General features: G+C 69.4%; 7 protein-coding genes. 2 read left to right on the top strand and 5 right to left on the bottom strand.

Annotation, left to right across the window (positions count from 1 at the left end; genetic code table 11):
* Positions 1-79 precede the first annotated feature (79 nt).
* Positions 80-946 (top strand): hypothetical protein, encoded by an 867-nt coding sequence (locus NET02_RS15685; RefSeq protein ID WP_284058375.1) that lies wholly within the window; start codon positions 80-82, stop codon positions 944-946.
* A 1,690-nt stretch (positions 947-2,636) separates the two neighbouring features.
* Entirely contained in the window at positions 2,637-4,136 is a 1,500-nt protein-coding gene (locus NET02_RS15680) for a hypothetical protein (RefSeq protein ID WP_284058374.1), read from the top strand.
* A gap of 218 nt (positions 4,137-4,354) precedes the next feature.
* Here the strand turns inward: NET02_RS15680 and NET02_RS15675 are convergent, their stop codons facing one another.
* The 5 genes from NET02_RS15675 to NET02_RS15655 form a co-directional block, all read right to left on the bottom strand.
* A complete protein-coding gene (locus NET02_RS15675) occupies positions 4,355-4,789 on the bottom strand; it encodes a YkvA family protein (RefSeq protein WP_284058373.1) in 435 nt (144 codons plus the stop codon).
* Between the two features lie 2 nt (positions 4,790-4,791).
* A complete protein-coding gene (locus NET02_RS15670; RefSeq protein ID WP_284058372.1) occupies positions 4,792-7,605 on the bottom strand; it encodes an ATP-dependent helicase in 2,814 nt (937 codons plus the stop codon).
* Positions 7,606-7,736: 131 nt separating this feature from the next.
* On the bottom strand, positions 7,737-8,525 hold the full coding sequence (locus NET02_RS15665) for a class I SAM-dependent methyltransferase (RefSeq protein WP_284058371.1): 789 nt from the start codon (positions 8,523-8,525) through the stop codon (positions 7,737-7,739).
* 232 nt (positions 8,526-8,757) lie between these two features.
* A complete protein-coding gene (locus NET02_RS15660; protein ID WP_284058370.1) occupies positions 8,758-11,028 on the bottom strand; it encodes a xanthine dehydrogenase family protein molybdopterin-binding subunit in 2,271 nt (756 codons plus the stop codon).
* Positions 11,029-11,295: 267 nt separating this feature from the next.
* The coding region (locus NET02_RS15655; RefSeq protein WP_488624071.1) for a T9SS type B sorting domain-containing protein at positions 11,296-12,261 on the bottom strand (966 nt) is incomplete at its 5' end.

Below are 12,261 nucleotides of genomic sequence, written 5' to 3'. Positions count from 1 at the left end.
TATAAACAGGTGATGGGGTAGGGAAGCATTGGTGGGATCGCCAGTAGTGAGAGACTGGGGAGCGGGGCCGACCCCGCGGATGCCGCTACCAGATGCTCAACGAGAGCCAGACGTCCCCAATGGCCTCGATCGACTCCGCGCCGCGCTGCGGCTTCTCCTCGCCGATCCGGATGCAGACGTCGTAGCAGCGCACGCTTTGGGCGCGCCGAGCGACCTCGAGGCGCTGAGGCGGGTTGCGCGCGCGCTCGGTTCACGGTACACCGTCTTCCAGTTGACGAGGAGCGCAAGGCAGCGCGATGAGGTGGAACCGGAAGCCCCTCCGCTGGGGCCACAGACCCGGGCACCGGCACGCGCGGCATTGGCGCTTGCCCTGCACGTTGGCCTGGGAACTGGAGCAGCCCTGCTCGCCGACGTGCTGCAGGTTGCCCCAGAGCAGGTGGGGCTGTTGCTGGATCAGGCGAGGAGGGCGGCCTATCCCGCGCTGGCGCCCTCCTGCCCGGAATACGCGGGCACGCTTGGCCGCTACGGAGACGACACGCTGGATAACGTCGACGCTGCGAAGCTGGTGCGCCACGCGCGTGGTTGCGCCCGCTGCCGGGCTGCAATCGAGTCGCGCCGGTGGATCGACGAGGAGCTCCGCGCGCGCGTCGACGAGCTGCAGCGGGTTCTCCCGCCTGGCCCGCTCGAACCCGTCTCCGGCTTGAGCCGGGCAACCATACCAATGGCCCGGGCTGTCGGCGTCGTTGTCCTGGTCGTGGTTCTGGCCATCGCCGGCTCGCTCGCGGCGCGTTGCTCGAACGCCGGTGACTCGGTCGCTGCGCGTGGTGTGGAGCCCATCGCGTCGGTCACCGCGCGCCGGGGCCCGTCCTGGCAGATCAGCCCGGATACCACGGGGCTGCTGGCGGTCGTCGAGGTTCAGGGGCACGCAACTCACGGCGCCGAGTGACTGCCAGTCTGCTTCAGTCCGTGGGTGCTCGCGCAGTAGCAGGCAGGACGAGGATCGGCTCGGGCAGCCAGGATCGCGCGCGGAGGCTCCAGCCGCGCCTGCTCACCGGACGGCCGATAGCACAAGACGGCCAGCGGAACCTCTCCGCGAATACCCGGGTATGTACGAGAGAAGGCGGTTCCTCGGCAGCGACGGTCGGCGATGGGGCTCTGGAAGCGGCGACTCAGCGCACCACTAGCAGGCGACCGGCGGGACGCGATGCCTCCAGGCGATGCCGATCGCCTGCGGGCGGCGCTGCGCCTGCTCTTCGAGAGCGAGGAGGCCGATCGCGTAGCCGCGCTCGCGGCCGGCGCGCGGAGCCGTGACGAGGCTCTCCGGCGGGTCGCCAGGTCGAGCTTGCTCCGCCGGGGGCTGGCCCGCTGGCGCGGCGCGCTGGTCCGGCGTCGTGACAGCGGGCCGGGCTATCCTCCCCTCGGGGCACAGGAAGCTCTCCCGGCTCGCGCGGCGCTGGCTCTCGCGTTGCACCTGGGGCTCGACCTGGACGGCGCCGAGCTCTCCCGCGCGCTCGGTCTCGACCCAGAGGAGGTCGGGCTCGCTCTCGATCGGGCCCGGCAGGCGATTCGGCCCGGCCTGCCGCCTGCCTGCAAGGAGTACGCTGCCCTCGCCGCGCGCTACCGCGACCGCGCCCTCGAACCCGAGGAGCGGCTTGCGCTCCTGCGACATGGGCAGGAGTGCGCCCGGTGCCGCGATGCCCTCCAGGCTAGGCGGCAGGTCGACGAGGGACTGGTCGCGTCCATCGACGCCTTCCAGGCCGCGCTGACGCCAGGCCCGTGCCGTCCCTCGCGAGTCGAGCGCTGGCTTACGTCACCCGCCGCGCTCCTCCTAGGCCTGACCGCGCTCCTCGTGGCGCTGCTCGCCGCCGGGGGCATCGCCTGGGATTCCCTGGGCTCCGAGAGGCGCGCGCCGGTACCCCTCACAGGCACCACGACGCCGGTCGTCGAGGGCTGGCTCCTGATGCGCAGTGGCGACTTCGGTCTCGTAGCGCTGGATCTCGCGACCGGGCGACAGCGAACGGTGCTCGAGGCCTCCCCGAGCGCGTATTGGTCGCACTACCGGATCTCGCCTGACCGGCAACTGGTCGCGCGATGGGATGCCGACCGGGCTGGACTCCGTATCAGCGTGTTTCGGCTCGATGGGAGCCTCGTGCGCACCTGGCTGTGGCAGGACGAAGGAAGGGTGCACTATCTCTTCGGTTGGCTCGATCGCTCCACGCTCCTGGTGGGGGCGGCGCCAGCGCCGTCTGAGGACGCGCCCGGAACCCAGTGCACCACGGGCGGCCGGGGAGATCTCTTCAGTCTCGACGTGTATACCGGTCGCCAGCGGGTGCTGTCGCGCAGGGCGATCTACGAGGCGCATCCCTCTCCGGACGGTTCGCTCCTAGCTATCGTCCACAGCTCGCCTGACACCTGGCCTGGCTCAACGGTGATCCTCTGCCCCGTGGAGCCGGGTGGCCTCGGCCTGCCACTCGCGGTTGTCCGGCATCGGGTATGGGGTCACCCGGTCTGGGCGCCGGACAGCAGCCGTCTCTACCTCGGCTGGGTGTCGGATCGGGAGCTTCGTCCTCCTCCTCCGGCGTCTCCGNGACCTCCCGCAGCAGGTCGAGATCGTCGCCCTGGATCGTCAGGGACGGTTGCAGACCATCGTGCCGGCGGAGCCGGGGAACTGGCTTCTCCCTCTCGCCGTCTCGCCCGACGGGCAGACATTGGTCTATCTGGCCGTCGCGGAAGATCCGTTCGGCGAGCCTGTCCGGAGCGTCTGGCGGGTCGGCGCTGACGGTGGGAAAGCGCGGCAGCTCGCCACACCGGGGCACCATCTGGAATCAGTGCAGTTCACCTGGACGGGAGACGGGTCGTTGCTGCTCGCGGAGGAGCTGTCGCTGTTCATCCAGGGCGAGCGGGCCGGCGGCGAGGACACACTTCCCTGGGTGGCGCTCATGGTCACGAGGCCCGACGGTTCGCGGGCGCCAGTGATGGTCATGCCTGGTTCATTCACCGGGTTTGTCGAGGTACTCTCCTGGCTACCGCCCGGTGCCTTCCAGGATCCGGCGACAGTCGCGGTTCTGCAGGGAGCGGTGAGCGTGCCGTCCCCGGTGACTGGCTTGCCCTCAGGGCTCCGGCTCAGCGCCGGAAGCAGCGCCAGTGCTGACGGCGAACGTGTCCTCCTGGTGGACGACCGTATGGGCCAAGGGGTGGTCGTCTGGCACCGCACCGCTGAAGTGGGCCGAGCGCTGGGGCAGCGAATTGGAGACCCCTCGTGGGTGCCAAGACAGCCTGTCCTTGCGGGAGTACTCCGGAACGCGCCTGGCCAGCGGGTAGGTTCGTCTGCCGGGATCGTCTTCGGCGTCGAATCGATCCGGAGCTGGACGAGCTATGACTTGCGTGTCTTCGACCCGATCGAGATCGACGGCCAGCCCCATCGGCGCTACGCCCGCCCGCTCGTCGCGCCGGGTGGCCTCGCCGTCGCCTTCTTCACGGTAGACGACCAGGCAGGCACGGTCGAGCTCTGGATCGCGACGGCCGATGGCCGCACCCGACGAGTCCCGATCGAGAGCGACTGGCCTGCCGGGTCGCCGCTGGGCGAGGCGCGTCCGGTCGCGCTCTGGCTCGACCGCGGGACATTGCTCTACGCCGCGCCTGAAGACTGGGAGGCTGGCCTGCCTCGACGAGTGACCCTCTGGTGCGTGGCGGTCACGGCCGATGGCCAGCTTGCCGCCGAGCCGGCGATGACGATCGACGCGCGCGGCCGGGAAGCTGGCATCCACCTGCGGGAGCTCGCGCTCAGCCCGGACGGCACCCGGCTCGCCTACCGGCTGCGGCACTATACCCGTTCCGACCCAGCGTCCGGCGCATTCGACACGCTAGTCGTCGTGCCGGTCGCGGACGCGAGCCGGCAGCTCGAGATCGCGCGGGGGAAGCCGGGCGACGGGCTCGACTGGTCGCCGGACAGTCGCTGGCTGGTCGCCGGGCTGCGCGGGCGGGTCGAGCTGCTCTCGGCCGATGGGCGCCGGCGCGTGCCGCTGAGCCCGGAGGGCGTGACCGCGTCCTATCCAGTCTGGGTCGACCCGCACACCGTCTGGTACCAGCAGGTCGATGGCGACGAGGAGGTGGTCATGGCCGTAGAGGTCTGGTAGCGCCCGCGCCGCCAGGGCCTGGCCCGAGGGGGCCGCGCCGCCCGGCGCTGGAGCGCCGGGCTCATCCTGTTGAGCTCCCTGAAAGGGGGCCGCTCCGCCGGAGCGAGCCGGATTCGACCCCGCGACTGTCAGGGCAGAGCTGGGCGGCGAGAGCGAACGCAATCGGCCTCCATGGCGCGCCTGGGTTGCCGCCGTGCGCGTGCCCGCTCGGCGCGGGGTTAGCTCAGGCCGACGTAGGCGAGCGCCCCAGCGGCACGCTCGCCCAGCCGTTGTTTCGTCCGCTCATAGACGGCGTCGGTCGTCGCCTCGAGGTCGAACTCGGCCTCCCAGGCGGCTTCGAGTACTTCAGTCGGCAGCATGGCGCGCAGCTCCCGCACCACGTGTGTACAGACGAAGAGGTCGTCCAGGTAACCGAGCGGGCCGTACACCTCCTCCGGCTCGACGTCGTAGGGCGCGACGAAGTAGGCGAGCGCGGCGGCGATCTGGAGCCGCGCCTGGCGGGGTACCCGGGCGTCCTCTAGCAGGTTGGTGAGCAGCCGGAAATAGTCCGGCGCTAGGAGCACCACCTCGTCGAACTCGCCTCGGTAGCCGGCGAGATCGTCGCGCAGCAGCTCATAGAACCCACGGTAGTCGAGGTTGCGAACGCGCGCCATGCCTATGTCTCCGCTCGGTCCGGAAGTGCCGCTCGTGTGCCGTACGGGCAGAGTCGCCGGAAATCACAGACCTGGCAGTGCGGCCCCGGGCTGGGCGCGAATTGCCGGTTGGCGATCCCGGCGATCACCTTGTCCAGAGTGTCGCGAACGTGCTGCCTCGCCTGCGGGTCCCAGGGGAAATCCAGCGTCTCGCCATCGGCCAACAGATGGACGGTGAGTCGTCGCACCTCGTCATCGAGCAGGTTCTCGCAGGCGAGCGCGTACAGCTCTACCTGGAGCCGAGCGTTGGTGATTTCCAGGCCGCCGTGCGCCCGGGTCTTGAAGTCGACGATCTCCAGCCCGCCACCCTCTGCCTCGCGGACGAGGTCGACTCGCCCGCTCAGGAGGGCATCCCCGGCGTCGAAGTTGAAGGTCAACTCGGCGCGGCGAACGCGCGGGAAGCTGGCCGCGTGCTCGCGCACGTAGCGAGCGATGTAGCCGCGCCCGGTCTCCTTGAGCCGCTGTTCGGCTTCTACCGAGCGCGGGCCGAAGGGTATCCAGCACACTTCGAAGAGCGCGAGCGCGGCCCCCTCGTCAACCGGCTCGCCCGCGAGCGCCCGCCGGTGGATCGCTTCCAATGTGCGGTGCAGGCTGGTGCCGAACTGAACGAAGTACCAGGTGGGTACGCTCAGCCCGTCCTCGTAGAGCAGCCGGTAGCGAAGCGGGCAGGTCAGGTAGGCGTTGATGGCGGAGAAAGTGAGGTGTGCTCGTGGTGTGCCGGGCGCTCGCCGCTCCGAGCCGTCGATGCGGTAGGACGGGATCGGGAGCTCTTTCAGCTCCAGGCCCATCTCGGCAAGAAAGCGGGAGGGCTTGCACCGCTGCTTCCGGATGCGTTCCGGGACGCTGAGGATCACCAGATCACGGGCGCGGGTCATCGCGACATAGAAGAGCCGGCGCTGGTCAGCGAGGTGGGGATCGTCCTCCGCCGGCTGACGCCGCGTGGCGATTTCCGGCGGCATTACCAGCGGGGCAAGCTCGTCCGGAACGCGATAGGTGACCGTCCCGTGCCTGGCGTGCTTGGGCAGACGGCCCTCGACGACCGAGGGGACGATCACGACCGGGAACTCCAACCCCTTGGACTGGTGTATGGTCATCACCTGGACGGCGTCGTCCAGCGGTGGCCGGCGCTCGTCGAGCGAGCGCTCCGGCAGGCTCCAGAGGTACTCGCCGAAGTGGAAGGTGGAGCACGAGCGGCCATGGCGATCGAAGTTGGTCGCGAGCCTAGTGAACTGGGCCACGTTGAGTACCGCGGCGTCGTCTCCGGCCCGGAGGCGATTGGCCAGATAGCCCGTGATCGCCAGGATCTCGTGGACGAGGCCGGTAATGCTGGCGTACTCCTTCGCCTGCACGCGGCGGTGGAGGGCGATCATCTGCGCCAGCACCCGGCGGTCTCGCTCATCGACGATGCCGAGGGTGTACATGCCGGCCTCGTCGAGCTCCCACAGGTTGCCCTCGTACTGCTCCAAGATAGTCAGTGTCTCTGGCGCCAGCCCCAGCACCGGGCCATGGAGCATGGTGGTTCGCCAGTAGGATGGCCAGCCGAGCGCGATGACGAGGTCTTTGAGCTGCCGGACGTCCGGCCGGTCGAAGAAACCGCCATCGCCGGTGACCTCGCAGGGGATGCGGCGCCGGGCTAGGGCAGCGAGCAGCGGGCCGGCGAAGTACCGCACGCTGGTGAAGAGCACCGCGACATCGCGCCAGCCACGGATCACCTGTGACCGGCGCAGGTCATCGATGAGATCGGCCAGCCGCTCGCCCTCGTCGTCCACATCCTCCGCCGTTAGCAGCAGGATCTCCGGTCCCGTGCCCCGGTGGGCCACCAGAGCCTTGCGGTAGCGGACCGGATTGTGGGCGATCAGCCGGCCGGTGAGCTCGACGATAGGGGCCGTGGAGCGAAAGTTGCGACTGAGCACGATCGTCCGGGTGTTCGGGTAGGTGGCTGGGAAGTCGAGGAAGTTGCGGACGGTGGCACCCCGGAAGCGGTAGATGCTCTGGTCGTCGTCACCGACCACGCAGAGGTTGTACTCGGGCGCGGCGACCAGGCCGAGGATCCGGTCCTGGATCGGGTTGGTGTCCTGGTGCTCGTCGACGATGAGGTAACGGAAGCGGCGCTGGACCGCTTCCCGTACTGCCGCATCCTCGCGGAGTACCCGATACGCCTCGCGCTGTAATCCGCCGAAGTCGATCGCTCGCTCGGCGACGAGCAGCGCGAGGTAGCGGCGATAGGCCTCGGCCATGGCGATCTCCTCGTCGCCGGCACCGCTGGTCCGGAGAATCTCGAGTAGCCGGGCTGGATCGACGCACTCCTCGCTGTAGGCGTTGAAAGCGGCGATCGCAGCCTCGACATGATCGCCGACCCTGCCCTTCCCGCGACCGAGCCCCAGGTTCTCGAGATGGCTCAGGATCAGCAGGTACTGGGCGTCCTCATCGAGCACTTGGAAGTAGCGCCCGTAGGGATGGACCTGTGGGTAGTTCTCGAGCACCCATTGGCAGAACCCGTGGATGGTCGAGATGAAGACGCGCTCGACATTGCGGCCGAGGAAGCGCGCCAGCCGCAGTCGCAGCTCTTCGGCCGCCTTGCGGGTGAAGGTGGTGAGGAGCAGGGCTTCCGGCTCGACCCCGCGCTCGCAGACCAGATAGGCGGCACGCCGCAGCATCACCTCGGTCTTGCCCGCGCCGGGGCCGGCGATCACCAGCAACGGTCCCCTCTCGTGGAGGACAACTTCCCGCTGCTCCGGCGTCAGTGCCTCGAGGAGGGTATCCGGTGTTGCCACCATGGCCGCGCATCTCCCGAGCAAGGGTGTCCCGATTCGGGCGAAGAGGATGCCGGGCAGCTTACCTTCTCGTCGCTCGGCTCTCTCTATACCGGAGTTGCCTGGAGCTGGCAAGGGGAAGATCGTACTGCCGGCTACACGCGGGTGCGTTTCACGGCCACGATGCGGAGGCGGCGGTAGTCGGCGAACCAGGCGCCGTCGTGGGAGAGCTGCGGTCGCAGCCGCTCCTCCAGCAGGCGGACGATCTCGACCCGCTGCTCGGCTAGCACAGCCTCGAAGAACCGCCCCGCGAACAGCGCCAGCCAGGTGCGAAGGCCCGCCTCGCCGCCCTCCAGCCGGGTGGGGCGGTCGAAGAGCGCGGCGTAGACCGGCTCCAGCCCGTGTGCCTCGAGCAGCGCGGCGTACTCGCCGATGCTCGGGAAGTACCAGGGGAAGCGCTCCTCGGGGAGGGGATAGCCAGCCTCGGCGAGGGCCGCCAGGAGCGCGCTCGTGATGGCCTGGACGTTGCCCTTGCCGCCGAGCTCGGCGACGAAGCGACCGCCCGGCCTGAGCGCTGCAGCAATGCAGGCGGCCGCGTCCGCTGCCCTGGTGACCCAGTGGAGGGCGGCGTTGGAAAAGACGGCATCGAAGGGCTCGGCGAAGCGAAAGCTGGCCGCGTCGCCGTGGACGAACACGAGCGCGGGGTAGCTCTGTCGCGCCCGCTCGATCATGGCAGGGTCGTTGTCCATCCCGACGACCCTGGCTCCGCGTGCGGCCAGCTCGGCGGTCAGGTGACCGGTGCCGCAGCCGAGGTCGAGGATGCGCTCGCCCGGCCGGGGTGCCAGCAGGTCGACGAGGTCGCTCCCGTGCTGCCAGACGAAGGCGGCGGCTCGATCGTACAGCTCGGCGTCCCAGCCCGGCGCGGGCGCGCGCTCTCTAGGCATCGCCGATTTTCCCTCACCTGATACCACTAGGTCCTGACCATACCTAGAATACCATCGAGTTGAATGCGGCCGGCCGGTCGTCCTGATCGGGATGAGCAATTTTGTTCGAAGATTTGCCGCCATACCGATCGCGGGCGGCATGGCGAGACGCCCGCGGGCGCCCGGGATACGAGCGCCCGCGTTCGCTTGCCTGGGCACTGTGAGCCGTGTCTGGTCGCTCACCAGCCGCCGACTACGTGCGCTGCCGCAGTGCCTCCAGGACGCGAGCGGGGGTCATCGGCAGCTCGGTCAGCCGCACGCCGGCCGCGTCGGCGATGGCGTTGGCGATAGCCGCGGCAGTCGGGATCACCGGTGGTTCCCCGACGCCCTTCGCTCCAAACGGCCCGACCTCGGACAGCAGTTCCACGAGCTCGACCTGGATCGGTGGCAGGTGAGTCGCCTTGGGAAGGTCGTAGTCCATCAAAGTGGGGTTCAGCGGCTGCCCATTGTCGTCGTAGATCATGCCCTCGTGCAGTGCCCAGCCCACGCCCTGCGCCGCGCCGCCCTGGACCTGGCCGGTGACCAGCGCCGGATTGAGGGCCCGGCCGACGTCCTGGATCGCCACGAGCTCCAGCAGCTCGACCTCGCCTGTGTCCGGATCGACCCGCACGTGCGCGATCTGCCCGTTGAACCCCGGCGACTGCTGCGTGATCACCGCCCGGCCGCTGCCGTAGACCGGCGCGTACTTGCCGCCGAAGGTCATGCTGATCCCGGCGATTCGCTCCAGCGTGATGCTACGGTCGGGCACGCCGCGCACCCGCACCGCGCCGTCGACGAGCTCCAGATCCTCCGGCGCCGCTTCCAGCTCGGCCGAGGCGATCTCCAAGAGCTGGCGGCGGGCGTCTTCGGCTGCCGCCTGTACGGCCAGACCCATCGTGTAGGTCACCTTGCTGCCGCCGCTCATGCCGGCATAGGGAGCCAAATTGGAGGGAGCGGTCACCACTCGGATACGTTCCACCGGCTGGCTCAGCACCTCAGCGGCGATCATCGCCATGACCGTGTTGGTTCCGGTGATGTCCACCGAGCCGAGCGTCACGCTCAGCGTCCCGTCGATGTTGAGCCGCACGTTGGCGGCGCAGGGCTCGACGCCGCCGGGCCAGCCGCCGATCGCCACGCCGTAGCCCTCGTTGGGATCGCTCGAGCGGTTGCGCCAGATCGGGTGCTCGCGCATTCGCTCCAGTACCGTCCGCAGGCCGATCTGGGGCCAGGGGACGCCGTTCGGCTGGGGATCGCCGGTCTCCGAGGCGTTGCGGAGCCGGAACTCGAGCGGGTCCCAGCCGAGCGCGCGGGCCATCTCGTCCACCTGCTGCTCGATGGCGAAGGTGGCTTGCGGCGCGCCGGGCGCGCGGTACGCGCCGACGCCGGGCTTGTTGGTGAGCACCTCGTAGCCTTCGAGGTCGAGGTTCTCGCAACGGTAGTAGCCGCCGAGCAGCAGGAGCGCGATGTTGACCGGCGCTCCGGGGTAGGCACCGGAGTCGAAGATCACTCGTGCTTTGATGGCAGTGATCGTGCCGTCCTTGCGGGCGCCGGTCTTCAGCTCGATGACCGCGCCGGGTGCCGGGGTTGCGAGCAGGAACTCTTCCATCCGGGTCAGGGCGAGCTTGACCGGCCGGCCGGTCCGCAGTGCCAGCGCGCCGGCCAGCGGCTCGAGCAGCACGGTCTTGCCGCCGAAGCCGCCGCCGACCTCCATCGGGACCAGCGTGACCTGCTCGGGGTGTAGGCCCAGCGTGCTGGCGGTGACATTGCGCGCGTAGAACTGTCCCTGGGTGCAGGTGTAGATCGTCAGCCCGCCGGTCGGGTCGGGGACGGCCAGCGCCGCGTGCGGCTCTAGGTACGACTGGTGGACGAACGGGGTGCGGTAGGTGCGCTCGATCACCACGTCGGCCTCGGCGAAGCCGCGCTCGACATCTCCCCGGCGGAAGCGCGCCGCGTTGGTGATGTTGGCTGGCAGCCGAGCGACGTCCAGCTCCTCTCCTCCCGCGACCGTGGCATGCATGCCGGCCTCGGCCCACTCGCCCTCGAGTTCCTTCGGCCGGATGACCGGCGCATCGGGCCGCATGGCCGCGACGGGGTCGACCACAGCCGGCAGCGGCTCGTAGTCGATCCGTACCGCCTCCACCGCGTCCGCGGCGGCCTCGGCAGTCTCGGCCACCACTACGGCGACCGGCTGCCCGTAGTAGATGACCTTGTCCCGGGCGAGCATGTGCCGGGCGCGCTCGGCCGGCTCCGGGCCTTCCGGGAACAGGTCGCGCCCGGTGATCACGGCCACGACGCCGGGCAGCGAGACCGCCTGGCTGGTCTCCACGCCGAGGATGCGGGCGTGGGCGTACGGGGCGGTGACCAGCCGGGCGTGGAGCATGCCGGGCACGTGGAGATCATCGGTGTAGCGCGTCTGGCCCCGCACCTTCTGCGGCGAGTCCATGCGAGGGATCGACCGGCCGATCAGCATGGTGGTCGCTTCCATTCTCACTCCCTCCTTCGTCGCAGCCTCGCGCTGCATTGTAACGCCGGGCGGCACCGAACGCATCCTGGCGTGCTCGCCGAAGATCGACAACGCGTGCCCTGCGTCTCCGCCTCCTCACGGCCGGGGAACTGCTGCCGAGCGGGCATCGTTCGCGGCACCAGCGGGAGAGAGAGGGTAGGGGCGAATGATCATTCGCCCCTACCCCCACTCGCGAGTAGCTTGCCGCCAGCAGGCTGGGCGCTGGAGCCCGGCAGGGGAGCCGGGCGCTCAGGCCAGCGCGGGCACGCCGGCTTGTGCCAGCCGCTCGCTGAACTGCCGCTGCTCCTCCTCCAGTACCTGGCGCAATCGCACCAGGAGTTCGCCCACCTGGCCAGCTAGCAGCTCGTACACCTCGTGAGCACCTTTAGTCGGGCGGTCGTCCGACTCATCGATCATCGAGCTGAGAGCGATCAGCTTCTCGCGCACGCGGGCCGGCCCGGGTTGCGGCTTGTCGGAGTCGACCTGGACGAGCTCGCGCTCCAGCGTCTCTAGCTTCTCCTTGAACGCTTTCGCCGCCTCAGCGATCGCGTCGCTCTTGCCGGCCGCCTTCGCGCGTTCTTCCCACTCCTCTACCTGCTTGCGCAACCGGCGGATCCGGTTGACCGCGTCGTGCACCTCGCTGATCCGGTCACGGATGGCCACTTTGAGCTCGAACTGTGCCCGCAGATCCTCGTCGCTGGCTGGCAGCCGCGGATCCCTCACGACCTCGAATGGTTGCGCCAACACGGTCTCGCCAACTTTAAGCTGTACCTGGTAGCGGCCAGGCAGCGCCCGGGGGCGGACGGCGATCTCCAGTGCCTGCTCGAAGCGATCCCGCTTGGCTGGCCCTTCCAGCTTGGTGGCACCCTCGTGCCGCAGGTCCCAGACGAAACGGTTCATGCCGGCCTGGACTGGCACGCGGGGCGGCTCTTCGCTCTTGCTGGAGAATGTCCGGATCACCTTGCCCTGCTCGTCCAGGATACTCAGGGTCACCTCGTCCGCGGGCTCCTCCTTAAGGTAGTAGTGGATGATGGCGCCATCGGGCGGGTTCTTCCCCGCGTCGAGGAACTCCTCGCCATTGGTGCCCATCGGCGTCTCGCGGAGGCGGTAGGTCACGGTCACCGGGCCGGTCATCTTGTAGTTGGCGGTCTTCGGGTGCCGGTAGAAGCCGCGGCCGTAGAAGCGCCACCGCACGGTGGGGCGGGGCTGGTAGAG

The organism is Thermalbibacter longus, assembly GCF_023806485.1.
Lineage (GTDB): Bacteria > Chloroflexota > Chloroflexia > Thermomicrobiales > Thermomicrobiaceae > Thermalbibacter > Thermalbibacter longus.
This window is presented reverse-complemented; position numbering and strand designations above follow the sequence as displayed.

Excerpts from the sequence above, each read along its gene's own strand:
- NET02_RS15665 (WP_284058371.1), bottom strand. The coding sequence starts at position 8,525 with ATGCCTAGAGAGCGCGCGCCCGCGCCGGGCTGGGACGCCGAGCTGTAC.
- NET02_RS15670 (WP_284058372.1), bottom strand. The coding sequence starts at position 7,605 with ATGGTGGCAACACCGGATACCCTCCTCGAGGCACTGACGCCGGAGCAG.
- NET02_RS15685 (WP_284058375.1), top strand. The coding sequence starts at position 80 with ATGCCGCTACCAGATGCTCAACGAGAGCCAGACGTCCCCAATGGCCTC.
- NET02_RS15675 (WP_284058373.1), bottom strand. The coding sequence starts at position 4,789 with ATGGCGCGCGTTCGCAACCTCGACTACCGTGGGTTCTATGAGCTGCTG.
- NET02_RS15660 (WP_284058370.1), bottom strand. The coding sequence starts at position 11,028 with ATGGAAGCGACCACCATGCTGATCGGCCGGTCGATCCCTCGCATGGAC.